Source organism: Marinomonas balearica, assembly GCF_004362145.1.
Classification (GTDB): domain Bacteria; phylum Pseudomonadota; class Gammaproteobacteria; order Pseudomonadales; family Marinomonadaceae; genus Marinomonas; species Marinomonas balearica.
Genome location: NZ_SNXC01000009.1, coordinates 141,449 through 168,281, shown reverse-complemented (window position 1 = coordinate 168,281; position 26,833 = coordinate 141,449). Strand labels below are relative to the sequence as shown.

Genomic DNA, 26,833 nt, shown 5'->3' with positions numbered 1-26,833 from the left:
GTTTCTTCCAACGTTTTATGCGTCGTGCGCATTTAAAATTTGATTTACTAATTGATTCACCAAGGGACCTAGCTCAGCCAATGCATCTGGAGACATTATGTCTTCATGTGGGTAATCAAAATGATGCTTTTCAAGCTCGTCGACAAAGGGCATCCATGTTGCGTCGATGTCCATTCCCTCTGGGACAGTTCGATCGGCGACGAAAAGAACCGCTTTACCGTAAAACTTATGAGTCGTTGCCTGCGATAAGTGACGAATAGAATCGGCGTAGTTCGCGACGATTCCCTCGAACATGGCGTCTTTTTCCTGAGCCGCTGTACTTTCGATTTCATGATGTTCGCTGTCCAAGTGCTCCGCAGCATCATTCATAAACTGCGCTTTCTCTCGTTCAACTTCCTGCTGAGCTTCTTCGTCCGTTGGATCACTCCAATCCTGATCGTCAGGTGGATACGTATCGAGTAAACCAAGGAAGCTGACTTCTTCTCCGATACGTTGCAATCGCACCGCCAATCCGTGGGCAATTACGCCACCCAAAGAGTATCCCATTAACCGATACGGGCCGGTCGCTTGCTGGGTGAGCAGTAACTCAAAGTGCTGATCAATCATGCCTTCTAAATCCGCTTGCGCGGCAATTGGGCCATCTGGACGAGGCGACTGAAGACCGACAATCGGACAATTGTTTGTTAAGTAACGACTAATACCCGTGTATTGCCATGCAAATCCAGATGCGGGGTGAATACAAAATATCGGCGTACCTTTGCCTTGACGTATCGGTAAAATTTGACCAAAACCCGCCAATTCCCGATTGTTTGCCAACGTTTCATCAGAAAGAACATGCGCCAATTTCTCCACGGATGGCGAAACCATAACCTGCCCAATGGACACGTTAAGTTGCCAGTGACGCCTCAATTCAGACACTAATTTGACGGCGAGCAGCGAATGCCCTCCTAACGCAAAGAAATCATCGTCCGCATAGATGTGGTCGGTTTCCAATATTTGAGCGAATGTCGTCGCGAGCTTGGTTTCCAAACCGGGACGAGGCTCTCGTCCTTCGGTAGAGCTGGATTCACTCGGAACGGGTAAGGCTTTTCGATCCAGTTTTCCGTTCGCACTAAGTGGCAATGCGTCCAACTGCATAATGACGGAAGGAACCATATGTATCGGTAACATTTCTGCAAGTCGTGCACGGACAGCGGCAACATCAAGGTTTCCGCACTCATCACACACAACATAACCAATCAGCTGACGCGCATCTTCCCCGACAATATTCTCCGATTGTCCCCATATTTTGGCGACGACAGCACATTGATCCACCCCTTCAAGCGCGTTCAGTACTCTCTCAATCTCACCTAGCTCAATACGTTGGCCTCGAATTTTCAGTTGATCGTCGCTGCGCCCAAGATAATCAACAGACCCGTCGGCCAACCAACGAACCACATCACCTGTTCGATACATGCGCGCCCCTTGACCCAATGGATCAGCAACAAAGCGCGAAGCCGTAAGATCAAATCGATTCCAGTAACCCGTTGCTAACTGAACCCCGCAAAGATAAAGCTCTCCGGGTACACCAACGGGAACGGGACGTAAATAGTTATCCAAAACGCGCAACTGTGTATTCCAGACAGGCTTCCCGATAGGCACAGAGACGCCCGACACCTTACTTAAATGAGGTCCAAACGCGGGATGATAAGTCACGTCGACAGCGGCTTCAGTAGGCCCATATAGATTATGCAATGGTCTATTGAATAGCGTTTCAAAGGCTGTCGATAACGAGGTAGAAAGCGCTTCTCCACTGCAAAAAACCTGACGTAAACTTGCACACAGGGCTTCCGAATCTTTGCTACTCTGTTCGACAGGAGGCAACCCCATACAATCACTGACGAAGGCCGCTAACATGGACGGCACGAAGTGTACGGTGGTTATCTGAAAATCGTTTATCAACTGGCGCAGCCATTGTGGGTCCCGATGTGACTCTGGCGGCGCCATCATCAGCTTAGCGCCAACCATCGCTGACCAGAAGAATTCCCAAACGGACACATCAAAGCTACACGGCGTTTTTTGCAACACAGTATCGGTAGCGTCCATTGGGTACATGCTTTGCATCCATAAGATTCGATTTACAATTGCATTGTGCGGAACCAAAACGCCTTTTGGTTTCCCTGTTGAACCCGATGTATAAAGCAAATACGCGGCATCAGAAGGAGACAATTCCGGTGCACTCCATTGATGCTCGATCAGCGCCTTTATACTTTGGTCAATTTCAATAAGACGTTCAAATAGAACAACAGTGGCCTGACTGTCAAACCGCTTTGCTTCGCTAGTTAATGTGATCAATGCTGACGGTTTTGCATCGTCTAACATGTAGTTTAGGCGGTCCGTTGGGTATCCAGTATCTAAAGGTAAATAGGCGGCACCCGCTTCAATGATGGCCCACAACGCAATGGTCAATCGGACCGTTCGCGGCAGCGCGACCGCAACTATGTCACCTCGTTGCACCCCAATTAGTTGAAGTTGATGTGCAAGTGCTACGACCTGTTCACGCGCTTGTGTATAGGTTAGAGCGCACTCTTCATCCATTAAACATATCGCATTGGGTGTTTTTACAACCTGAGACGCGAGTTCCTGTCGCAACGTTGATGCAGGCAAATCAAAGGCAGTTTCGTTAATCGATGCAATTAAAGATTGCTCAGAGGGAGTTTGCAGGTTCAATGCCGCTATGGTTTTTTCTGATTCAGGCTCAGTGGACGTGACGAGTTTTGAATGCTCTTGAGATTTCGACGACGTGTCATCGATCAATCGACCCAGAAGCCACTCAAATCGAGACATGATCGCTTGAATGCTTTCTTTATCACCTCGATATTCAAACAAAAGCTCCAGCTCGTTACTCGGCAACGCCAAAATAGTAAGCGGGTAATGAGTATAGCCTCGGTTTTTTACATTGGTTAACCGCAAACCGTGGAATGCCTTCTCGCCCAAATGATCTTGATCAGGAAAATTCTCAACCACCAGCAAGGTATCAAATAGATTCCCACTTACTTGATTTGTCGGTTGCACAAGGCGTTGTATCTCTGACAGACCCAGTCCATCGTGCTCTAAAAGCTGAACTTGGTCATTTTGAACAACCTGAATTTGTTCCCACAGCGTATTTTTGGGGGAAAGAGTGACACGAACCGGAACGGTATTACTGAATAAACCTATATGCTCATCAACGCCTTCTATCGAATTAAAGCGTCCAGAAATCGGTGTACCAAAAACAAGATCAAACTTTCCTGTCATAGCACTTAATACGTTTGCCCATACGGTTTGTAACACCGAATTTAGCGTCAGGCCTCTGCTCTGATAAGCGAGTACCAAAGTACTGAATTTCGTTTCGTTTAGGTGAATACGATATGTATTAACTCTATCGTCTGGTGGATTTTCACCAAATGCCAGTGTCGGTGTCACGCCTGCTAGCATCTCTTGCCATGCAGCCTTCATTTCGAGCTTGTTACGCGCGCACATATCGGAAACAATTTGATGGTACGGAGCAGTCGTCTGAGCCAGCCGCTGGTCAGCTGAGCCATAGGCGGATAAAAGATCGTTTAGCATGATCGGAGTTGACCACCCATCTACAACCAAATGATGCGCATTTAGGAACAGCATGTGCTTTTCAGTTGCTAAAACGACCAACACCGCGTGCAACAACGGCTCTCCATCAGATTGAAAAACGTTAAACTCTCGGCTTAATTCTTTGCATTCAAGTTCCTGTAACCTTGCTACTTGCTCACCGGATTGCATATGTGAAAGATCGACGGTTTCCAAAGGCCAAAGCGATGAACCTTTTGTATCTATGTTTGCTGCCTGTTGATTGAAGACACGCCCGGTTATGGATGTTAAAACCTGTACGGGCTGTGACAAGGTATTAACATCGAATATTGCAGCCAATTGAGGGTGTTTATGAATAACGGCATCTAAGGATCGCTGTAAGCGCGGTAGGTCCAAGGGGCCGTCGAGCGTCAGCCTTGCAAGAGAGCTGTAGCTAGAATCACGCTGTTCTTCCGTCTCTGAATCGGAGTTAAGTTCGTTCATCTGAGCATGAAACAGCAACCCTTCTTGAAGAGGTAATACGGGTAAAACTTTGTCGACAACGCCATATTTCTCGCTCAAAGAAACTACTGCGCCTTCTGGCACTGTTAACGGGCTGATCTCCATCAAAGTCGCGGTATTAGCGGCTGTTTCAGGGTTTCGTTTCGCATATTGATGCATACACTGTGCGTACGCAGCCACTGTTTCTGTTATTGATTCTATGTCCTGTTCAGAACAATAGTCAGGTAACCAACTCCACTGTAAAGCAAGCTGCGCACCGTCTTCTCCTTCCTGTACGAATATATTGAGTTCAATTGGATAGTCTTGTGACACGGTTTCTGCTTGATAAACGGCAAAAGCATCTTTAAAAGCGCCATCGGTTTGTTGAGGCGACCAAAAAGACTGCCCTTCTCTAAAGCGCCCCAAATAGTTAAACAGTAAATCTGGGCGATTCTCTTGCTCTAGTGTTTTTAATTCTTCACTCATGTGAGGATCCAAATACCGCAAGACTCCATAGCCAATACCGCATTCTCCAGCATGTTGAAGTTGTGAACGAACGACGCGCACTATTTGTTCATAAGGAAGATCAAGTGTTTTTAATCGGTCAAACACGGATCCACTCAGCTCAATACGCAGAGGAAACTCCGATGTAAGCCACCCAACCGTGCGGGATAAGTCACTGGTAATCCCTTTGCTATCTTCTAACTCGGCTCGACCATGAGATTCGAGAGCAAAGCGAACGTCTTCTTTGTCGAAATGCCGTGCGTACGCCAACGCAGTAACTGCCATTAAAATTTCATCAAGGTTCGCTCGATAATCTTGAGGCAATTGTTCAAGCAAGGTTTTTGTGGCTTCAACGCCCAGTAACACACGATTGTGCCTAAGCGCCTTACGGGATGATTTTGTTGGTAGTACAGTTCGTTGACGTGGAGAAAGTTGCTGCTTCCAAAATGCGCTCTGCTGACGGTAGACATCGATATTATCTAACAATGTAGATTGCCACTGACGTAGCGATGTTTCTTCTCCTTCTTTATTAAATTCTTCTATCGCGCCTTTTTCTCCAGAAAGCAAGCTCTCACAAATAGACTTCAGCTCTTGAAGAAGTATTCTCCAAGACACGCCATCTACCGCTAAGTGGTGTATTCCTAATACCAATCCGTTAGGGCTTTGGCGTTGATTCGGGCTGCCATTAATGTTGCCATCTATGTACGCTGCTTTTAGTAATTGACTCGTTTGAGGAGAAATCGCCTGCACAATATGATGAAACGCTCGATCGGCGATTCGCCCAAGATCTTTGTGGTTTAATTCACAATGATTGTGACTTACCTGAAGAGCGTCGTGGTTTTCCTCAATAGAAATAAACCAGTTTTGCTGTTCTATTGAATCGGATAGATATAACACCCCACGATTGAATGCCGCAGTCAAAATCGGGTGCCTTTTTACAACGATATCCAACGCCTGATTTACATGATCTTGGGTCACTAGTGGCGGGAGGAGAACAAATACCCCTTGAACATAAGTGAGATTTAACGTTTCTGCTATTTGTCCCTCGTATTCTTCTTGCTTGCCTCTTTCACCTTCTGCGTGAACGTGTTCGTTAAACCAATGCAAAATTGGCAAATCTTTTAACTCACCGTTCGATGACACTCTTTGCGATGTTACCATTTGGTTAGCTGTTTTATGTGTGTCTAATCGAACCATTAGTTTGGCTATGGCTTCTGGCGTTTTGGCTGTAAAGATCTCTTTCGGTCGTACTCGGAACCCCTCTTTTCGCAGCAAATTCCCTAGTGACATGGCCGTTATACTGTCGCCCCCTAACTGAAAGAAATCGTCATCAACAAAAACTTGTTCCATTCCAAGGCAATTTGCGATCGCGCTGCATAGCAGCTGTTCCGGTAACGATTCAGGTGCTTTACCTTCTTCTCTTTGCTGAGTATCTAGAGTGGGCAGCGCGCTGCGATCCACTTTACCATTTACGTTTAGCGGAAACGCGTTTACCACTTTTAGAGCGCTGGGTAACATGTAATCAGGCAATTTTTTAGATATCTCTGCCATTACGCGATTTGTGATTAAGTCCTCATTGCTGTCGTCTAGGTTCGAACATACACAATAAGCAATTAATCGATTGCTGGCGCCCTGTTCAACTGCATACACTTTTGAGGCTGATATATCGGTGACAGCGCCAATAACATTCTCAACTTCTTCTAGCTCCACACGATATCCACGAACTTGAACTTGATGATCGCTGCGTCCCAAATACTCGATATGCCCTTCGGCTGTCCATTTTGCTAAATCCCCTGTTCGGTACATTCGGGCATGACTTTCAAATGGGTTCGCCACAAAACGACTGGCAGTTTGCGAAGCGCGATTAATGTAACCATGCGCCAGACCCGCGCCCGACACATACAATTCGCCGACAACACCTTCAGGTACAGGGTTTAGTCCTTCATCCAAAATATAAGATCGAGTCCCCGCTATTGGCCTGCCTATAATGACGCTCTCTGAATCACGAACAGAGCAACTAACACTGTCAACGGTGTTTTCTGTTGGGCCGTAATAGTTCTTCACTTCAATATTTGAAAGACGGCGCACGCGTTCCCACAGCGCAGCAGAAGCCGCTTCACCGCCAATAAAAATCATCTTTGGTACATGCTCATCTGCGCACAAATCTGCATCGAGCATTTGCATCAGAAAAGAAGGAGGAACATCGATTGAATCAATTTTTTCGTTTTGTATGTACTGAACATACTCCGCCGCATCGGTACGAAGCTCATCATTTACAATATGAAGCACTTGCCCCATCCAAATCCAAAGCAACATATCCCACGAACTGTCAAACGAAAATGAGGCCGTGTGAGCGGCGCACACCGTTCCACGGTTTTGCGCTAACAATGGTTCATAGTCTGCAACTCGATGCGCTTGGAACAAATTAGTCAGCCCTTGATAAGGAATGGCTACACCTTTAGGTCTCCCCGTTGAACCAGAGGTATACATGATGTAAGCCAGATCAAGCGGCGACCGCTGTGGAACCTCTCCATCAAGCGCTCCCCACATTTCATCAGATTGAGATTCGATCTGAGCAATCACATTAGGATCATCCAGCACTATTGTTTTGTCTGCGTACTGTATTGCGCTATTGGTAAGTTCGGGCAGTCGTGATGATAAAGAAGCGATTGTGATAATGGCTTGCGGCGCAGAGTCTTCAAAAATCCACTCTAATCTCGATATGGGGTACTCAGGGTCAACTGGAATTACCGTCGCTCTCACCTGCATCAACGCCAGAATGGCTAGAACAATACGCTCGTCTCTAGGTAGAAGCATCGCCACCGCATCGCCTTGCTTAAGACCATAATGCTGAAACGCTCGCGCCCATCGACACACCAAATGCGTCAATTGAAGGTGCGATATCTCGCAAAGATCCGTCTTAAGCGCCAAATAGTGAGAATACGCATTAGGGCGTAAGAAAAACTGTTCAGTAATATCTGTTGTGGAACCCCCATCTGAAAAGACCAATGGCTTGTTTTCAATACTGCTGTATGGGCTCTGTTGCCAATGGTGGATTCGCCTCAATTCCTGTTGAGTAGCAACACCTTGATGTGCAATCCTTTTATTCGGCGCTTCCGCTAGTTGATTGACGAACTCGATAAAACGCTCTGTATGTCGTGCTAAGGTGGCGTCGTTGTAACGTTGACTGTTCGCGACCCATTCAATATGCAAATTACCTTCTTCAAAATGCATACCGAAATCCAAATCCTCCACTGGGCCTGCCGCTAAATGCTCTATCTGCGCCGTTGCATCGCCAAACGAAAGATCATAATTGAAAAGACGTAAATTAAGCGTTGCCGCAAACAGAGGAAAATCCTCCCCTGCACGGCCCACATCCCGAGCAATCTGTTCGGCGTTGTATTTTTGATGTTTACGAACTTTTCTAAGTTCTGCTGTAACGTTGGCTATTACATCGTCTAGCGACGAATCAAAATCCACATCTATCTGCAACGGAAGCACGTTCACTACAGGTCCTAACGCCAATAAAGATGCACTGCCAATTCGCCCCATAAATGGAAAACCGACCGGAATTTTTCGAGCGCCAGTCATTTTATGAAGATAGGCAAAGACCAACGCGAGAGACACATCTGCGGGATTAACGCGCTTCAAACGAGACGACACCATGAACTTATCTAATAGGCGACTTGATATGATTGAGTCTTTTCGCAATAGGCACTGAGCGCTATCGGCATACTGCGTTTGAATGGCGTTTGTTAAATGTTCTTCTGATGTCAACCTAGTTGAAGCAGGCGCTTTTGAACCGACTCCCTCGAAGCTCAATGAGACAACGTTACTAATATTCGAGGCGTAATCGTTCCAGAATGCTTTGTCATCTTGGTATTTTTTAGACTCTTTATATGCACTTTCTTCAAGCACAACGTTACTAAAGGGCGCGAATGGAGCATCAATCGAGACGCTTCCCGTCGAATCGTTTGTCGCCTTAGTAGCCCACAAATAATGATTCGAAACCTGCTTGGTAAAGGAGTTAAAACTGAATCCATCTAACATTATGTGATGAAAACGCTGATACCAAATAACTGTTTCATGAGAAACAATATACAAAACCTGGCGGCAAAGTGGACGCTCAGCAGTTAAAGAGAGATCCGCATTCACATCCCGCATAATCTCTTCCTGCGCAGCTTGCTCAGCATTATTGTGCTCAACTAGGCTAACAACTTGTGTTTTTACGCTTGCAAGTTCAACGCTCAAGGTTTGTATAGGGTTTCCTTCATTACTTTCACCATACTCCGCACATATCGTGTCTGCCTTCAGCAATGTCTCGTTAATACTTTCTGCTAACTGAGAAACGTTAATGTGTCCCGTTATGGTGACAGCATGAGCGATGGTAAATGCATTGCTATGGTCAGCGATTTGATCACCCAACCAAATACCTAACTGAATGTCTGTTAAAGGGAGTGTGGGGCTTTTTTCTTGATTATATACATTGTCTTGGAGTGCCATTGTGGCGCACCTCTATCAGAAAAATGATTGGAACATTGCCTAAGAAATGTAATTTAAGCAGTACGTTTAACTGGGCGAATATCCAACCAGTGCTCATCAATAAAGGTTAGACATTCAGCATGTGCAGCAGGACCAAAAACAGTCGCCCAGCCTTCAGGGATAGGCGCGAATTCCGGCCATAAACTGTGCTGATTCAATGAATTCACAAGCACTAAAAAGACCAAAGATTCGTTATCAAAGGGGTTAATTGAAGAGTCGCTCATAAGGGTTATTCCATTTAAATTAAAGGTGTTAAACGCGTTGGTAGGAGGGGTTGTGAGGTACTAAAGTGCGCAGTCCGTTAATCAAGCTAAAACGCCATGCCAACCAATCATGGCCACCACTAAAACGCTCAAATGTGAACCGAGCCTGTTTGCGCTGTAGAGATGTCGCTAAGATATCGTTATAGAGGTTCATATCCCCCTCTCCCGACCCTACGCTGATAAACAGCTCTAAATGCTTAACATCAATACAACCTCGTTGAAGCTCTTCTAGCGGCCCACCCAAGGGCGTACCTAAAATAAGTTCGTTTAAACAACTTTCTTTAGACTGATGCGCAACCAACCTATCAACGTCTGGCCACCAAAAAGAGCCGGACAGACTGATCACTTTTGTGACATAGGTCTCAAAATGCACGCCGGCATAGAATGCAGACAAACCGCCTAAACTTTGACCCGCAATGATGACGTTGCTTTCAAGCGAAGGTAGGTTAACTTTATGAGCCGCTTCGACAGCCAATTCCGTAAACATGGCTTGCCAAAACGTGATATTGCACGACAACTCTTTCCAGCGCGTTTCCCCGTCTAGAGAATCAATCAAAAGGTAATGTGCGGGCGCTATTTCTCCGATCTCAGTCAAGTAAGACAGCACAGAGGGGGTGCCTGATGGCGCTGTCCAACGTTGACCGTCCAGCAAAATAACGATTGGTTTTGGCACTTTCTCTCGTACACCCTTCTGACGATCACTGGTAGAAAATGATTCATTCGAGCGATGCGTCTCTATATGCCAAATTCGACGGGTATTTTTGAGCAGGTCGCTTTTCCATAAGAAAGAAAAAACATCCTCTCTTTTTTTTGGCGGTAAAGTGCGTTGGTCCCATTGATCCCACCCCATTTCGACTTCAGCGTCATTCATGATGAGCATTGACGCTGACGTTCCGCGGTTGGATATTATTTCGGGCCGGGTGTTCAATGGGTCTGCTATCGCGAAATCCATAATTGACAGATACCAGCTCCGCTGCGCTTTCGACGAACCGTCAGACAAAGCGTAAACAACGGATGAAGATTGATTCTGCATCAAGGGAATAAAGCTATAACTTCCTCTCCATTTCTCGTCCACATACACACACTGATGCCAGACATCTGTATTTTTAACGCGCTTCAAACACGTTGGCTCCCAGCTTTTATGGTTAGTTACCGAATTAATGTCCAGCAAGACTTGGAAAATGGTCGATTCGTCTTGATTCCCTTCGGGGTCTCGCCAAAAGAAATCCACACGCCGTTTGCCGTTAAAAGAACTTGCGGGCTCACTAAACGAGCACTGAAATGGCCCGCCGATTTTTGCTAAACCTCGCCACCAAAGCTCCGAACCAACGTAGGTGCTGTCCAACCAATCCATAGGCTCTTGCTCAAGTAACTTCTCCATGTCTATATCAGGTTGGATACCGACATCCTTTGCGATCATATAAACGCCCCCAATCCCATTAAATTTACTTTGCATCCAAAAAATGAACTGAAATTAGAACAAGCACTCAAGTTCAACTTTTATGTAAATGCTATTGCAAATCATTATCACTATCAATAGACTTCTCGCCGTATTTACGAATTCAGTATGTTTTGTAAACAGAACTCTAAGCGGATTCATAAAGACATCATCAATTTTTCAAACCTAACCTGTTGGTAAAATGAAGGAAGTAAAAACCATGGCTCTTGAGAATAAACCGCGTCGCGCTTACATCCCCTCTTCACTGTCATTAGTCGCTTTATCAGTAATTAGCATCAACTCAATGATTATTTCTTCAACCGCTCAAGCAGAAGAAATCGCATTGGATACACTTGTTGTTACGGGCGAGAAAATTGATAAAAACCTAAAAGACACAGCGACCGCCGTGACAGTGATACAAGGCCATGAAATTGAAAACGGAGATGCTAAAACCGTTAATGATGTCGTAACAGCAGCACCAAATGTGGTTACTGCTGGATTCGGAACTGTCAACATACGCGGTATTAATGGAAGCGGCGCAACAACGGGGTACTATGCGACGGTAAGCGGAAGTCGCCAACGTATTAACACGTCTGTTGACGGTGTACCGGACGCATTTACTGGCTATAATTTTATCGGATCTGGTGTATGGGATCTTCAGCAAATTGAAGTATTGCGTGGGCCGCAATCTACCTCTCAAGGCGAAAACTCGATTGGCGGCGCCATCGTAGTCAAGAGCAATGATCCAACCTTCTATCCTGAGTCCGCTGTTCGTTTAGGTATCGAAACCTATGAGAATGGAAACTTAATGAAAAACCTCGCGGTTATGAATTCTGGCTCAATTACGGATGACCTTGCATACCGCATTGCGGCCGATGGTACTGATGGAAAAGGCTTTTTAAGTTATGACGGAGAAACCAGCAGTGTTCCAGTGGATCCTGAAGCAAGTGATACGCTTAATATTCGCGGAAAGTTACTTTGGAAGCCCACCTCCGATGAAGACTTTACCGTAAAGCTGACTGCTAACCATAGGAAAGCAAATGGTAGCTATTTGAACTGGGCAAACTGGAGTAATGGTACTGGCAATGAAGACGAAACTTTTACTCTGAATAATGCTACTTACGACAATACACGTATCCAAGATTCCGAAACAAACAACCTTTCCTTGGAGGTAAGTTATCCTCTGTCCAATGCTCTCACGAATATATCAACAATTTCGAAAAATTCTCAAAAGAACCGATTTGACCAATACCCACAGGAAGAAACCTATACGTTTAAGGATGAGAACAGCATATTCGAAAGCAAATTAGTGTTTAACACATCGTCTTCGTCACTTAGCGGCGTCGTAGGGATAATGGCTGCAGATCGCAAGAATACATTAGACAATGAAGACACAAAAGGTAAGACAACCGAAGAACGAATGGGTGTTTATACGAATGCCAGTTACCAACTCACCGAAAAGCTAGCTATCGATGCCGGAGGTCGCTTCCAACACGAAGAACAAACTCGTTATTACGAGAATAATGGTACGACTAATATCGATACAAAAATGACTGACGATGTATTCCTCCCTAAAATCGGCGCAACCTACGACATAACCAGCCAAACTAACGTTGGACTATCCGCTCGTAAAGGCTACAACTCTGGCGGCATTGGCTACGATGATGGTTGGCGTTCAGGTATTGGGCAAGCCTTTGATCCTGAAACCTATGAATATGATTCTGAGACTGTTCACGCCTACGAATTGAGCACCAAAACACATTTAGAAGACGGATCCAGTGTTCGAGTCGCATTGTTCTACAACAAATACGCGGACTATCAAGCCTTATCAGAGAGTAGAATTCGAAATGTTTCTTCTGCTCACACTGCCGGAATCGAGGTCGAAGCGATTCAGCGTATAAATGACCAACTCGACATTCGCCAGTCAATCGGGTATCTGGAGTCCGAAATCGACGAAAATGACACCTATGAAGGTAACGAATTATCGAATGCACCCAACTGGAACGCATCAATTGGCTTTACCACTCTTATTGGTGAAAACTGGACAATTAGTGGCGATGCAACGTATGTCGGAGAAAGCTACTCAGACCTTTCAAATACTGAAGACTATACGGTAGGCAACTACACCTTGTTGGACACGAGTGTTGATTACGAAATCGGTGATTTTACGATCAGCGGTTACGTAAAAAACCTAACAGATGAGGACGTTGTCTATATCATAAATGGAGGCTCAAGAGCGGCCGTTGGGCAATCACGAACTGTAGGCTTAAGCGCGACCTACCGTATGTAAATCATTCCCCTTGCGCTTAAGGTAAAAGAGGCTCGTCGAGCCTCTTTTATTTATTATATTTGTTGGTTATACGTTCTTACTTTCCATACCAAGACAGTTTTTCCTGCAAGGTCACCACCTCTCCGATGATCAATAAGGCCGGAGATTTCACATCATTATCACGTACCACATCACTGATGCTTGTTATCGTTGAGGTGAAAACTCGCTGATCTTTAGAGGTGCCCTTTTCAACAACCGCAACAGGCATGGTAGGAGGCATTCCGAACTGAATAAGAGATTGGCTGATTGACTCAATACCAGTCAACCCCATATAAATAACAAGTGTCTGAGACGGGTGTACAAGCTCATCCCAAGGCAGCTCCGTCGTACCGTCTTTTAAGTGCCCCGTTAAAAAGCGAACAGACTGCGCATAATCACGGTGTGTAAGTGGTATACCTGCATAAGCCGCACACCCCGCCGCTGCGGTTACACCGGGGACAACTTCAAAAGGAATCCCTTCTTCTACTAGTTCTTCCAGCTCCTCACCACCGCGCCCGAAAATAAATGGGTCTCCGCCTTTTAAACGAACAACGGTTTTCCCTTCTTGCGCTTTCTTTCCCAACAAAACGTTTATATCTTCCTGCGGAAGCGTATGTAAAGATTTCGCTTTTCCTACGTAGAGCTTCTCTGCCTGTTCAGGAATCATCTCAATAATTTGCTGGCCGACAAGTCGATCATACAACACCACATCTGCCTGACTTAGCAGACGATGAGCTTTTAGTGTAAGAAGCTCAGGATCCCCTGGACCCGCGCCAATTAAGTAAACTTTTCCAGACATGAATAACCTTTTAGCCAAACGAATGTAAACGTAATATCTTCTCTTTGAACAACCATTATCTAGTTTTCAAAAAAATATGCAAAAAAAAGCCTCAAATGAGGCTTTTTTATTCGGACTTGAAACACTAGTGGATCAAACTAAGGAACCAACTTTGTTTTTCCGCCCATGTACGGTACTAAGGCTTCTGGGATATCGATGCTGCCGTCTTCATTTTGATAGTTTTCCAATACCGCTACCAAAGTACGACCAACGGCTAACCCAGATCCGTTTAAGGTATGAGCCAGTTCAGGCTTACCGGTTTCAGGGTTACGCCAACGAGCTTGCATACGACGCGCTTGGAAATCCCACATATTAGAGCAAGAAGAAATCTCACGGTATTTACCTTGTCCAGGCAACCACACTTCAATGTCATACGTCTTATGAGCAGAAAAGCCTAAATCGCCACCACACAAAATAACAGTACGGTACGGCAATCCAAGTTTTTGCAAGATAACTTCTGCATGCCCCACCAGCTCTTCTAAAATCTCAGTTGAGCGATCAGGACGACAAATATGTACCAATTCAACCTTTTCAAATTGGTGCTGACGGATCATTCCACGCGTATCTCGGCCGTAACTTCCCGCTTCACTTCTAAAGCATGGAGTATGTGCAACGTATTTGTGATGAAGATCGGCATCATTAAGAATTTCATCACGTACAATATTCGTTACAGGAACCTCAGCAGTAGGAATTAGATACAAATCACTGTTACCACTGTCTTTATCGACAGGCACTTTAAACAGATCTTTTTCAAACTTAGGCAGTTGCCCCGTGCCTTTAAGCGAATGAGCGTTAACTAAATACGGCACATACACTTCAGAATATCCATGCTCATCAGCATGAGTATTGATCATGAATTGTGTTAAAGCGCGGTGAAGACGTGCCAAATCAGCACGCATTACTGCGAAACGAGAACCCGTAATTTTGACGGCTAATTCAAAGTCTAAACCGCCCAGAGCTTCGCCCAGATCCACGTGATCTTTCGCTTCAAAATCAAACGTACGTGGCTCACCCCAGCGACGAATTTCTACGTTATCGTCTTCTGTGGTGCCTTCTGGTACAGATTCATGAGGCAGATTCGGAACACCTTCCAGCAATAGCTCTAAATCGGCTTGAACCTGGTGTAGCTCTTCTTTGGCTTTCGCAAGGTCGTCACCCAAGGTAGCCGTTTGCGCTTTTAACTCTTCCGCTTTTTCTTTGTCGCCAGACTTCATTGCCTGACCAATTTGCTTCGATACAGAGTTACGGGACTGTTGCAGATTCTCCGTTTCGATTTGAATACCTTTGCGACGCTCTTCTAGTGATGAGAACGCAGCAACATCTAACTCAAACCCTTTTTTCTTTAGTTTAGCCGCTATCGCGTCTGGGTCTGTACGGAGTGCTTTAATGTCTAACATTGTTGCAACAGTTTCCTCTGTTTAGTGGGTTCTTACGCATTTAATAACGCCAAGTTCGATGAGAATGACTTATGAATAAAAACACGTTGACGAAAAATAATTTTTGAATGGTACCTGAATTTTCAAGCCCTCGCGCTGAAAATCACATCAGTCGCGCTATAAACATTCCTGCCGCGAGCGCTAAGACGCCCAGCAGGCAGCTCAATAATAAATAGCTTATGGCAGTAAGCCAAGCCTGCTGGTTAATTAGTGAGACAATTTCTAATGAAAACGTAGAAAAAGTGGTAAACGCGCCTAAAAAACCTACCATTAACAAAGGTCGATAGGTCTCTGGAATGGCCATTTTTTCAGAAATAAGAATAAACACCACGCCCATTAAAAAGCTACCTAGAATATTGATGGAAAAAGTAGCGAGTGGAAAAGTATGACCCCATAAATTTGAGATCCATTTCCCTAAAGCAAATCGGCTTATTGCACCCAATGCGCCGCCTAAGGCGATCATCAAATATGTCATACAGTTTTCGCTCTACTATTGTATTAATGGACATGCATGCCAATGAACATGTGTGCCCGTCGACCTTGTTACACTCAATACCGCTTTAATGGGCTTTCTTTATTTAATTTATCGAGCCAATCCAACTTTTCGGATATTTTTTTCTCTAACCCGCGATCTGTTGGGTGGTAATAACGTTGTTCGTGAATGTCTTCGGGTAAGTAACATTCTCCCGCAGCGAACGCATTTAGTTCGTTATGTGCATAACGATACTCTTCGCCATGCCCCATTTCCTTCGCTAAGCTTGTTGGTGCATTTCGTAGATGATCCGGCACTTCAAAACTTGGCTGCTGCGCTACCTCTCGCATCGCGTCTTTATAGGCTTGATAAACGGCGTTGCTTTTCGGCGCGCAAGCCATATAGACAGCTGCTTGAGCAATGGCTCTGTTTCCTTCTGCTGGCCCGACTCGCTCAAATATATCCCAAGCGTTTAACCCGACTTGAAGTGCTCTAGGGTCTGCATTGCCGATATCTTCGGAAGCAATGGCAAGTAAACGGCGAGCAATATAAAGGGGATCACAGCCGCCATCTAACATTCGAGCCATCCAGTACAAGGCACCATCAGGAGACGAACCGCGAACAGATTTGTGAAAAGCTGAAATTTGGTCGTAAAAGATGTCGCCATTACGGTCGTAACGCCGAATACTACTCCCAAGCACGCTTTCTAACATTTGTTGGGTAACTGGCGTACTGGGTTCGGTAAAATCAGATAAAATTTCTAATAAATTTAACGAACGTCTGATATCTCCGTCGGCTGCATGCGCTAATATATCCAACTGCTCGTCAGAAATATCAATACGGTGCTGACCAAGCCCTTTTTCTGAATCGTTTAACGCATTGAGCAAGACTTGCTTGATCACTGAAACCGACGGATTTTTGAGCCGATAAACTCGCGCTCGAGAGAGTAACGCTGAATTTAGCTCGAAGGCAGGGTTTTCGGTCGTCGCCCCTACGAACAAAAAAGTACCGTCTTCGATAAATGGCAAAAAAGCATCTTGTTGAGACTTATTAAAACGGTGAACCTCATCTACAAACAAGAGTGTTGAGCTGTTGTGTACGGTACGCCATTGTTTGGCTTTCTCAACGGCTGCCCGAATGTCTTTTACGCCCGACATAACCGCTGACAATTCGATAAACTGCGCAGACATAGAGTTGGCAAACAGTTTCGCAAACGTCGTTTTCCCAACACCTGGCGGCCCCCACAATATGAATGAGTGACCATGTTGGCTTTCTATCATTTTGCGAAGAGGCTTTCCTTCACCAACTAAATGCTCCTGTCCAATGTATTCATTCAAGGACAATGGTCGCATTCGAGCAGCTAAAGGCTGGTACTGTCGCTCAGCACTCTCGTCGTAAAAAAGATCGTTCATCGAGTTACTGCTCAACAATCAAATCAACGTGTTTTGGCAAATCTATTTTAAAATTTTCTGCCGAAACACCTTCATGGTGCTCTAAATTCGTAAACTCAATGACTGTTGTTTGACCTAATGTGTCTTTTAAGCTCATTGCAGCAATGAGGTCGCCCTTAAAAGACAGAGTCAGTGTTTGAAATAAGTCATCTTCATCCTTCGGCGTCAGGCGATATTTATTGCCGGCAAGAGCAAGCACTTTATAATGAGGAAGCACATCAACAGCCGGCTGACTTAATAAAGCAGCGGGAGAGTTTCCCACCGTTTTCGCAAGTGGCTTTTGTGTTGCTTGCTCTAAATCAACATCCCAAATTGTCACTGTTTCGCCGTTAGACACTATACGCTGTGGAAACGGTGAGATGCTGTCCCATACAAAGCGATTAGGTTGTGCTAGTAAAAATACGCCTTCACTATTTTGAAGCTCTTTTCCTTCTTCTGTATATGTAATTTGACGAAACTCACCTTCGACATTCCGATTTTCTTCCAACAGTACAACAAGAGCTTGATTTATATCTTCTGCTAACGCGAATGAAGAGCTGCAAGATAAAAACCAAAGGCACACAATCACTATCTTATTAAACATGTTTTCTCCAAAATGAATCATTCAGGGATTAGAACTTCCCTTTGGCCGTTGGTTCCCATTGGCCCAACCAAGCCAGCCGCCTCCATCGATTCAACAAGGTTAGCAGCTCGGTTATACCCTATTTTTAGACGCCTTTGTATGGATGAAATCGACGCTTTTCGAGTTTCGATCACAATTTGAACCGCTTGATCATACAGCTCGTCTTTGTCTTCATTCGAATCTCCTCCCATTAGGTCTTCAGGGTTAGCAACGACACCATTAATATATTCAGGCTCTCCGCGGGCCTTCCACTCTTCAACAACCGCGTGCACTTCGTCATCTGACACAAACGCGCCGTGTACGCGAATCGGAGTAGGCAACCCCGCGGGAAGATACAACATATCACCTTGTCCCAACAACTGATCTGCCCCACCTTGATCAAGAATGGTTCTTGAGTCAATTTTTGAGGACACCTGAAATGCCATACGTGTCGGAATGTTTGCTTTAATAAGCCCTGTAATCACATCTACTGACGGTCTTTGGGTTGCAAGAATTAAGTGAATGCCTGCCGCACGTGCTTTTTGCGCAATTCGAGCAATAAGTTCTTCAACTTTCTTACCGACAATCATCATCATATCGGCAAATTCATCGACGACAATGACGATGTAGGGTAAGGGCTCTAAATGAGGAACCGTTCTAGCGACACCGTCTTGCGAGAACATAGCCTCTTCTGGTTGCCACAGTGGATCTTCTATCGGCGTACCGGCATCGATTGCGTCTCGTACTTTCTTATTGAACCCCGCGAGATTACGTACACCCATTTTTGACATGAGTTTGTAACGCCGTTCCATCTCATCCACTGACCAACGCAGCCCGTTGGCCGCATCTTTCATATCTGTGATCACTGGGGTCAATAGATGTGGAATGCCTTCGTAAATGGAAAGCTCTAACATTTTTGGATCGACCATGATCATGCGCACTTCATCGGGAGTCGACTTCAGCAGCATACTCAAAATCATCGCATTCACACCCACAGATTTACCTGAGCCTGTTGTACCTGCAACGAGTAAATGCGGCATCTTAGCCAAATCTACCACAACAGCCTCACCGGAAATATCATGACCTAAAGACAACGTCAGTGGCGACGTGGCATTATCGTAAATGGGGGTATTAATGACTTCTGAAAAGAACACGGTATCGCGAATTTGATTCGGTATCTCGATACCAATCGTGGATTTACCCGCAATAACTTCTACGACACGTACACTCATTACACTGAGAGATCGAGCTAAATCTTTCGCCAAATTCGTAATTCTAGAAACCTTGACGCCCGGTGCTGGTTGTATTTCAAACCGAGTAATAACAGGACCTGGATTAACCTCTACCACTTCCGCTTTTACACCAAAATCCGCTAAACGTTGTTCAAGCAACTCAGAGAGCTCTAATAGCTGATCTTCCGTATAGCCGCCCTTTTTAGGGGTTGGTTTGGTTAATACAGATCGATCAGGAAGAGAGTAAGGCGTATGCTCTTTTTTCTCTGTCAGTGCTGCTGTGGATGACGGCCCCTCCAAATGAGTCAGCTGTTTCGCTTCTGACAAAGTTCTGACTGCTGGTCGATGTGCTTCTTTTGTATTGTCCGTTTCTTTTATACTGTCTGGTTCTTTTGCGCTACGTAATTCTTCTAAACGTGGCGCATCTGCAATTTCGCTTTTTTCTTGGTGGTCGTCAAGGTTCCAAGGAACATCTGATTCTTGAAGATGGGCGTTAGGCTCAGGCTCTTTCTTTTGCTCAATGGGCTTTTCTGTTCTCGTTTTTGTAACAGGTGTTGCGGGGATATCAAGAGAGACATTTTCCGCCCGCTCTTTTGTATCGTCGAAACTTTCTTCAATATACAAAGTATCGTCAACGGAAATATCATCGCTTAGCTCAACATCGCTGACGGGAATACTGTCGATATCAAAATCTAGATTATCGAAACTCGGCTCTTTATGTTCATAGATAGCATCTTCTGTTTTTTCTTTCTTATTAAACAGTTGACCAATAGAAAAGCGTTTTTTTCGAGCGCTTGGATCATTTTCAGCGTTATCTGTGTTTACTTCCTCAGTACCCGCTTCTGACAATTCATTTCTGGGCGCCTCGGTTTTAGAATCCTCGTTTCTAGACACATGCTCACTGACACCCAACCTGATCTTTTTCAAACGTTTTCGTTCTATAGCTGGAAGCTCTAGTTCACTTTCGAGCTCGCCTTCCATTTCACTGTTCAGCTGAGAAACACCTTCTGAAGCTCGTTCTTTATCTGCTTTCGTTTGCTCGCGTTTCGCCTGAAATCGAGAAGCTTTACTTGAAAGCCCTTCAACCAGCAACAGGACCTTCTCACCGACGAACTCAATCACCGTTAACCAATACACTTGGCACACAAGTGTTATAGCAAGAAGAAACAACGCCAGACTGACTAACGTTGCCCCATCATAGCCAATAAAATGATAAAGCATAGTACCCAGCGCACGGCCCAGTATTCCACCAGCTCCGTATTGCAATTCATCCGTACCGATTGTATGTAAAAAACACAAGCTTGAACCAAATGAAAGGTAAGTCACACTACCAACCGTGGTAAGCAGAGCATTATTAAGCGGAAAAAGTTTATGTGGGTTACGCCAAATTATGAAAGCAACGATTAAAAACAGTGGAGGAAGTGAATAAAATAAAGAACCAAAAAACGCCGAACTCAAATCCGCAACCAATGCCCCCATCGGTCCCATTGAATTTCGAGTTAGACCATCTGAACCTGAGTAAAACCATCCAGGGTCATTCGGACTATAGGTGTACGTCGAAAACGCAAAAAACGCAAAAACAACAAGCGCAAATATAAATGCAGCTTGCTTCGAAAAAGTGCCCCAAATGGGTGATCGTACCGACTCACTCCGACTTTCTGACAAACTCAACCTACCCTAGAAATTTACAAATTCCAAATAAAAACAATCCCATTCTAAAGCATATACACGGAAAAGGAATACAGGCTTTAGAATAGGATCAACAGAGCAATAGCTTAACATAAAAAAAGCCAGCCCAAAGGGCTGGCTTTCGCTTTCGCTAAGATAGGGAAATCTTAGAAAGAAGCTTTAACGCCTACTAAAGAGTAGTCATTTGAACCTTTGTCAGCATCGCCAGACAAGAAAGTTGCGTAGTATGTTAGATCGCCTGCAGTGTAGTATGCAGATACTTCAGTAATATCTTCATCTTTACCGGCAGCTTTCTTCTTAGCAGTGTATTCTTGATCAGTATACATTGCTGCAGAGATAGATAGCTCATCAGAAACAGCTACGTCAATACCAGCACCCATGCTACCGATGTCAGCATCAGCTTCTTCACCAGTTTGGTAGTAAGCTTGAACAGTAACCATGTCGCCAGCAGGAACAGATACACCTACAGCTACAGCTTGGTTAGATTTGTCAGTACCTACAGAAGCACCACCAGAAAGAGTAAGCTCAGCGGCACCTAGATCAGCTGTGTAAGAGAACGCACCGAAAGTACCAGCAGAACCTTCAACCGCTTCAAGAGCAACAGTCAAACCAGGCATTACGTCGTAACGAGCACCCAAAGTGATACCGAAATCAGTTGAGAAATCATTACCTTCTTCAACGCCACCATACATTACAGCAGAATCAACAAGTGTGCCGTCGAAGTCACCGAAAGATACAGCACCTTGTTTAACGTAAGCTTCGTCAAGTACGAAGGCTCCATCTTTCATATCAAGATCAAAATACACAACGCCAGTGTCGGCGATGATATTAACCTCACCTTTAGAGCCCCAGCTATCGCCGCCATCAGCTTCAGCAGATGTGTAAACTAAGCCCGCAGTACCAGAAAACACTGGCTCAGCAGCAAAAGTAGTAGTAGAAACAGCAGCTGCTACGGCAGATACCGCAAATACAGAAGCAAGTTTAATCGCTTTCATTCAAGATTCCCCTTTATATTATATATTTGGTCTGTAGACCTATTGAACGATTTTCATTATGTCAATAAGCGCTGACAAATCAACGACTCAAGCATCATAAAATCGATCAGTTTCATTTTTGTGACAATTAACACAAAAATCAAAAGATTCGTGTAAATCCCCCGACAAAAAATACGAACCGATTTCGCATCGTCTTGGAATACATCGATTAAAACCAAGTTTTCCTTTGTCGGTCAAGCATTACGAGCACATTTTTTAGGTTTTTTTTTCATTTTGTGCCGATATATGACATTTATGACACATCGACATGCAAAAAACAAACATTCTCAGTATGTTTTTCACTCAACTCAACAAAACCTCACAAGAAATAAGTGAAAAAAACTAACCAATAAAAAACCATTATTCTGATTGCTAGAACTTAGCTCTCTTTGTTAAATTCATCCCTTTCAAAGATCATTCTTGTTCGATTAAATGTGTTCTACTATGAAATAAATTGTTCATAACCGAATAAATTAACATTTAATAATTTACCTGAACAAAAGTTCCTTTAAAAGAGCCTATATCTTGACCCAGCAGAATAAACCGGAAAAAGAGCTTCTTCTCCTCACCGACAACCCTTACGATACCCCGATACCAAATCTAGCCTTAGATGAACCTGAAGGGCTCGCTGCAGTGGGAGGCGACCTCTCTCTTGAAAGACTGATTCATTTATATCAGTTAGGTTTCTTTCCATGGTACAGTGACCCCGACCCAATACTTTGGTGGCACCCACCCCATCGCTGTTGTTTAATTCCAAACGACTTTCATACGTCGCGATCTCTAAAAAAATCAATAAAGCGAGGAAACTGGCGCTGGAGCATTAACACCTGCTTCGAAACAGTCATTGAAAAATGTTCATCATTGCGCGCCGAAAATGAGGGAACTTGGATTTCAGAAGATATTAAGAACGCTTACATCAATCTCAGCAAAAATGGTTATGCATTTTCTTTTGAAGTTTGGAGCGAGAACGAGTTGGCGGGTGGATTTTACGGCGTATCGTTAGGTCATGTATTTTTCGGCGAATCTATGTTTTCCCTGAAGCCAAATGCCTCCAAAGTGGCACTAAAATTCTTTACGGATCACTGTAACGAATGGGGAATCAAACTCATTGACTGCCAAGTGGAGTCAGAACACCTAATATCATTGGGCGCGAAAAATTTCCCAAGAGAGGAATTTATTTCAGAATTGGCCAATTTTGTCGAAAATCCGTCTAAAAATACAACTTTAATGGATTTATCTGAGTCTAAACAAAAGTATTTATCAGATAATTAGAGTTACAATTTGCCTTAGGGAAGCAAATTGGGCAAAATACGCCCGATAAATTTAGCGCATTTGCATGCGAGTTGAATATCGTAATCCTTGAATCAAGCCAAAGCGCTTTCAGAAATCGATTTAAAACACACATAAAACGCAAAAATGCGCACTTCGATTAATTATATAGGACACTTATTGTGGCAAAAGAAGACAGCATTGAAATGGAAGGTACGATCATTGATACCTTACCTAACACTATGTTTCGTGTAGAACTTGAAAACGGTCACGTTGTAACTGCGCACATCTCAGGAAAAATGCGCAAGAACTACATCCGTATCCTAACAGGCGATAAAGTCAAAGTTGAGCTGACTCCTTATGACTTATCCAAAGGCCGCATCGTATACCGCGGTCGCTAGTAGCGATATAAAAAAACCGACAACATAATCAATGTTGTCGGTTTTGCTTCTTACAAAAATCCCAAACACTCAACCGAACATTTAGATTCGTTAGTGCTGCACTTGTGCTTCAATTACCGCATCAAATACAAGTTCGTCTTTCACATCATCCAACGTAACTTTAAGCACACCCCCTTCAGACAAATCACCAAACAGGATCATATCCGCAAGCGGCTTCTTAAGTTGCTCTTGAATTACACGAGCCATAGGACGCGCGCCCATCTGTCGATCATAGCCTCTATGAGCCAACCAACCTCTCGCTGTATCAGACACCTCCAACAATATTCCTTTTGGATCAAGCTGCGCTTGAAGCTCCACAAGGAACTTATCCACGACATTGAAGATAATCTGCTCATCAAGCTGTTTAAATTGCACTACGGCATCTAATCGGTTTCTAAACTCAGGCGTGAAAGTACGATTAATGATTTCCATACCGTCGGTGGAATTATCTTGCGTTGAGAAGCCAATCGAGCGTTTTGCAAGCTCTTCCGCCCCTGCATTAGATGTCATGATCAGAATCACATTTCTAAAATCAGCTTTGCGCCCATTGTTATCCGTTAATGTACCGTGATCCATGACTTGCAACAGCAAATTAAAGACCTCTGGATGGGCTTTCTCAATTTCATCTAATAACACAACGCTGTGCGGATTTTTCGTCACAGCCTCTGTTAACAGACCACCTTGATCGAAGCCTACATATCCCGGTGGAGCACCAATTAAGCGAGACACCGCATGACGCTCCATGTATTCCGACATATCAAAACGAATAAGCTCTAGACCCATCTGTTTCGCTAGCTGACGAGTCACCTCGGTTTTACCAACCCCAGTCGGCCCGGCCATCAAGAATGAGCCAATTGGCTTCTGATCGGCTTTCAAGCCTGCTCTGGACAATTTAATGGCATCTGAAAGCGTTTCGATCGCTTCATCTTGACCAAACACGACCATTTTAAGATCACGTTCAAGATTACTTAACACTTTACGATCATCTGAGTTAACCGCTTTAACGGGAACTCGGGCAATTTTAGAAACAATATCTTCAATGTCTTCTACGGTAATAAGCTCTTTACGCTTACCTTCCGGCTGAAGACGTTGAAACGCACCTGCTTCATCGACCACATCAATAGCCTTATCAGGCATATGTCGATCAGTGACATAGCGGTCAGCCAGCTCTGCTGCTGCCAATAATGCCGCTTCTTCATATTTGATATCGTGATGTTCTTCAAATGCGCCGATGATTCCTTTCAATATTTGATAAGTATCGTCGACACTTGGTTCGTTTACATCGACTTTTTGAAAGCGTCGAGCCAAGGCATGGTCTTTTTCAAATATTCCACGAAACTCTTGGAATGTGGTTGAACCGATACAACGCAGTTGACCAGAACTCAATGCAGGTTTAAGGAGATTGGATGCGTCCATCACACCACCTGAAGCGGCACCAGCCCCAATAATGGTATGAATTTCATCGATGAATAGAATTGCGTTAGGTTGCTTTTTCAACTCCCCTAGCAAATGTTTAAGACGTTTTTCGAAATCACCACGATATTTCGTGCCTGCTAACAATGCGCCCAAATCAAGAGAGTAAACAACGCCATCCGAAATCACATCAGGTACTTGGTTATCGACAATGCGTTTTGCCAAGCCTTCAGCAATCGCCGTCTTACCCACACCGGATTCACCAACGAGCAACGGATTATTTTTCCGACGACGCGACAAAGTTTGAACGACACGCTCTACTTCCTGCTCTCGTCCGATCAACTTGTCGATTCGTCCGGCTTTCGCCTCTTCGTTTAGATTGGTTGCAAACTTTTGAAGTGGCGCTTTAGTTGATTCCTCCCCTTCCTCATCCTCTTGCTCTGATCCGTCTGTCTGAGATGCATCTCCTAGCTTGGAAATGCCATGTGCGACATAATTAACAACATCAATGCGAGCAACACTATGCCGTTTCAGTAAATAGACTGCCTGACTTTCTTGCTCGCTGAAAATTGCAACCAATACATTTGCACCGGTAACTTCACGCTTTCCGGATGATTGCACGTGAAACACGGCTCTTTGAAGCACTCTTTGAAAACCAAGTGTTGGCTGAACTTCTCGCTCGGAATCGTCTTCAGGAATTAATGGAGTGGTACTGTCTACAAACTCTTCCAATTCGCGAGTTAATACTTCCAGTCGAACACCGCATGCCGTTAAAACACTAGAAGCGGCATCATTTGATATAAGAGCCAATAATAAGTGCTCTACAGTCATAAATTCATGACGTTTGTCGCGAGCTGCTTTAAACGCCGTATTCAGGGTTTGCTCTAGTTCTTTGTCTAGCATAGCCTGTCCCTCATCTCTATCCGTCGACTCGTTGTAAGTCGCACATTAGGGGGTGTTCATTTTGTTGCACAAATTGTTGCACCTGTGCCACTTTGGTTTCAGCGATGCCGAATGGAAACACTCCGCACACACCTTTCCCTTTCATATGAACTTCTAACATCACCTTCTCTGCCTTTTCACTGTCCATATTGAAAAAGCGTTGTAAGACAAATACGACAAAATCCATTGGCGTATAATCATCGTTGAACAAAACCACCTGATACATGGAGGGAGGTGACAACTCTACATCATCTGGTGCCGTAGCGACTGACGAGTGTCCGTATTGATCCTCGTCTTCTAAATTTAGTTGAATTTGTTGAAAAACAAACATCTTAAGCCTCAAAGACTACAAAATTACACGCAATCCACATATAACGACGCAATTTTTGCGAGTTTATAAACAGATCACTCTTACATTTTACAAATTGCCAAACCACTTCTAATCTCATTTATGAGGGCTTTGATTTGTGCAATCAACGGTTATTTACATATTTGTTAAAATAATCTTCTCATGGTAGCACTCTTCAGAGTTCAAATCTTGAACCAAATGTGAGTAAGAGGCTGTTTACCTACAACAGCCATTTAGAGTGTTTAAGGAGTGACTCATGCACCGCGGATCTGTTAAATGGTTTAATAATGCTAAGGGATATGGCTTTATCGTATCAGACAGCTTTGATGAGGATTTGTTCATCCATTATTCTGCAATCAATGTGGAAGGCTATAAAACACTAAAAGCTGGTCAATCTGTCACTTTTGACGTCAGCCCCGGCAAGAGAGGTCTCCATGCCGTAGATATAACACCCGTTGGCTTTGCCGTTAATGAAAACGAAAGCATCGAGAATAAAGACACACTGCCCGCGTGATTGCGTTTTTAGCACAATATAACGTAATTCATG

Annotated in this window: 16 protein-coding genes; 4 read left to right on the top strand and 12 right to left on the bottom strand. The window is 44.3% G+C overall.

Annotated elements, in window-relative coordinates; all coding sequences use genetic code 11:
* Positions 1-15 precede the first annotated feature (15 nt).
* Genes DFP79_RS02375 through fes form a run of 3 tightly spaced genes read right to left on the bottom strand, consistent with a single transcriptional unit; the run spans position 16 to position 10,794 of the window.
* Positions 16-9,072, bottom strand: coding sequence for a non-ribosomal peptide synthetase (locus DFP79_RS02375; RefSeq protein WP_133502357.1), 9,057 nt, complete (start codon positions 9,070-9,072; stop codon positions 16-18).
* A 53-nt stretch (positions 9,073-9,125) separates the two neighbouring features.
* Positions 9,126-9,335 carry an MbtH family protein gene (locus DFP79_RS02370; protein WP_133502356.1) on the bottom strand — a complete coding sequence of 70 codons (210 nt, stop codon included), beginning with the start codon at positions 9,333-9,335 and terminating at the stop codon, positions 9,126-9,128.
* Positions 9,336-9,363: 28 nt separating this feature from the next.
* Entirely contained in the window at positions 9,364-10,794 is a 1,431-nt protein-coding gene (fes, locus tag DFP79_RS02365; RefSeq protein ID WP_166637622.1) for an enterochelin esterase, read from the bottom strand.
* 238 nt (positions 10,795-11,032) lie between these two features.
* Between fes and DFP79_RS02360 the strand changes: the two genes are divergently transcribed.
* Complete coding sequence (locus tag DFP79_RS02360; protein WP_133502354.1) at positions 11,033-13,102, top strand: TonB-dependent receptor; 2,070 nt, start codon at positions 11,033-11,035, stop codon at positions 13,100-13,102.
* A gap of 76 nt (positions 13,103-13,178) precedes the next feature.
* Here DFP79_RS02360 and cobA read toward each other — a convergent pair whose 3' ends face one another.
* The 7 genes from cobA to DFP79_RS02325 form a co-directional block, all read right to left on the bottom strand.
* The gene (gene cobA / locus DFP79_RS02355; RefSeq protein WP_133502353.1) at positions 13,179-13,919 is read right to left on the bottom strand and encodes a uroporphyrinogen-III C-methyltransferase; all 741 of its coding nucleotides are present in this window, start codon (positions 13,917-13,919) and stop codon (positions 13,179-13,181) included.
* Positions 13,920-14,056: 137 nt separating this feature from the next.
* On the bottom strand, positions 14,057-15,355 hold the full coding sequence (gene serS, locus DFP79_RS02350) for a serine--tRNA ligase (RefSeq protein ID WP_133502352.1): 1,299 nt from the start codon (positions 15,353-15,355) through the stop codon (positions 14,057-14,059).
* A gap of 142 nt (positions 15,356-15,497) precedes the next feature.
* Positions 15,498-15,869: a fluoride efflux transporter CrcB gene (gene crcB, locus DFP79_RS02345; RefSeq protein ID WP_133502351.1), complete on the bottom strand. Its 372-nt coding sequence runs from the start codon at positions 15,867-15,869 to the stop codon at positions 15,498-15,500.
* Positions 15,870-15,943: 74 nt separating this feature from the next.
* Complete coding sequence (locus DFP79_RS02340; RefSeq protein ID WP_133502350.1) at positions 15,944-17,278, bottom strand: replication-associated recombination protein A; 1,335 nt, start codon at positions 17,276-17,278, stop codon at positions 15,944-15,946.
* Positions 17,279-17,282: 4 nt separating this feature from the next.
* On the bottom strand, positions 17,283-17,900 hold the full coding sequence (lolA, locus tag DFP79_RS02335; protein ID WP_133502349.1) for an outer membrane lipoprotein periplasmic chaperone LolA: 618 nt from the start codon (positions 17,898-17,900) through the stop codon (positions 17,283-17,285).
* A gap of 17 nt (positions 17,901-17,917) precedes the next feature.
* Complete coding sequence (locus DFP79_RS02330) at positions 17,918-20,815, bottom strand: DNA translocase FtsK 4TM domain-containing protein (RefSeq protein ID WP_133502348.1); 2,898 nt, start codon at positions 20,813-20,815, stop codon at positions 17,918-17,920.
* 170 nt (positions 20,816-20,985) lie between these two features.
* Positions 20,986-21,834: a hypothetical protein gene (locus DFP79_RS02325; protein WP_133502347.1), complete on the bottom strand. Its 849-nt coding sequence runs from the start codon at positions 21,832-21,834 to the stop codon at positions 20,986-20,988.
* A gap of 564 nt (positions 21,835-22,398) precedes the next feature.
* Between DFP79_RS02325 and aat the strand changes: the two genes are divergently transcribed.
* Entirely contained in the window at positions 22,399-23,145 is a 747-nt protein-coding gene (gene aat / locus DFP79_RS02320; protein ID WP_133502346.1) for a leucyl/phenylalanyl-tRNA--protein transferase, read from the top strand.
* Between the two features lie 179 nt (positions 23,146-23,324).
* On the top strand, positions 23,325-23,543 hold the full coding sequence (gene infA / locus DFP79_RS02315; RefSeq protein ID WP_013660522.1) for a translation initiation factor IF-1: 219 nt from the start codon (positions 23,325-23,327) through the stop codon (positions 23,541-23,543).
* 90 nt (positions 23,544-23,633) lie between these two features.
* Here the strand turns inward: infA and clpA are convergent, their stop codons facing one another.
* Together clpA and clpS are read right to left on the bottom strand one after the other, a co-directional pair.
* Entirely contained in the window at positions 23,634-25,898 is a 2,265-nt protein-coding gene (gene clpA, locus DFP79_RS02310) for an ATP-dependent Clp protease ATP-binding subunit ClpA (protein ID WP_133502345.1), read from the bottom strand.
* Positions 25,899-25,914: 16 nt separating this feature from the next.
* The gene (gene clpS / locus DFP79_RS02305) at positions 25,915-26,268 is read right to left on the bottom strand and encodes an ATP-dependent Clp protease adapter ClpS (RefSeq protein ID WP_133502344.1); all 354 of its coding nucleotides are present in this window, start codon (positions 26,266-26,268) and stop codon (positions 25,915-25,917) included.
* A 274-nt stretch (positions 26,269-26,542) separates the two neighbouring features.
* Between clpS and DFP79_RS02300 the strand changes: the two genes are divergently transcribed.
* A complete protein-coding gene (locus tag DFP79_RS02300; protein ID WP_133502343.1) occupies positions 26,543-26,800 on the top strand; it encodes a cold shock domain-containing protein in 258 nt (85 codons plus the stop codon).
* Positions 26,801-26,833 lie beyond the last annotated feature (33 nt).

Bases quoted from the DNA above. Each gene is read 5' to 3' on its own strand.
- DFP79_RS02325 (WP_133502347.1), bottom strand. From the start codon at position 21,834: ATGAAAGCGATTAAACTTGCTTCTGTATTTGCGGTATCTGCCGTAGCA.
- crcB (WP_133502351.1), bottom strand. From the start codon at position 15,869: ATGACATATTTGATGATCGCCTTAGGCGGCGCATTGGGTGCAATAAGC.
- serS (WP_133502352.1), bottom strand. From the start codon at position 15,355: ATGTTAGACATTAAAGCACTCCGTACAGACCCAGACGCGATAGCGGCT.
- cobA (WP_133502353.1), bottom strand. From the start codon at position 13,919: ATGTCTGGAAAAGTTTACTTAATTGGCGCGGGTCCAGGGGATCCTGAG.
- fes (WP_166637622.1), bottom strand. From the start codon at position 10,794: ATGATCGCAAAGGATGTCGGTATCCAACCTGATATAGACATGGAGAAG.
- DFP79_RS02370 (WP_133502356.1), bottom strand. From the start codon at position 9,335: ATGAGCGACTCTTCAATTAACCCCTTTGATAACGAATCTTTGGTCTTT.
- clpA (WP_133502345.1), bottom strand. From the start codon at position 25,898: ATGCTAGACAAAGAACTAGAGCAAACCCTGAATACGGCGTTTAAAGCA.
- DFP79_RS02340 (WP_133502350.1), bottom strand. From the start codon at position 17,278: ATGAACGATCTTTTTTACGACGAGAGTGCTGAGCGACAGTACCAGCCT.
- DFP79_RS02300 (WP_133502343.1), top strand. From the start codon at position 26,543: ATGCACCGCGGATCTGTTAAATGGTTTAATAATGCTAAGGGATATGGC.
- clpS (WP_133502344.1), bottom strand. From the start codon at position 26,268: ATGTTTGTTTTTCAACAAATTCAACTAAATTTAGAAGACGAGGATCAA.
- lolA (WP_133502349.1), bottom strand. From the start codon at position 17,900: ATGTTTAATAAGATAGTGATTGTGTGCCTTTGGTTTTTATCTTGCAGC.
- DFP79_RS02375 (WP_133502357.1), bottom strand. From the start codon at position 9,072: ATGGCACTCCAAGACAATGTATATAATCAAGAAAAAAGCCCCACACTC.
- DFP79_RS02360 (WP_133502354.1), top strand. From the start codon at position 11,033: ATGGCTCTTGAGAATAAACCGCGTCGCGCTTACATCCCCTCTTCACTG.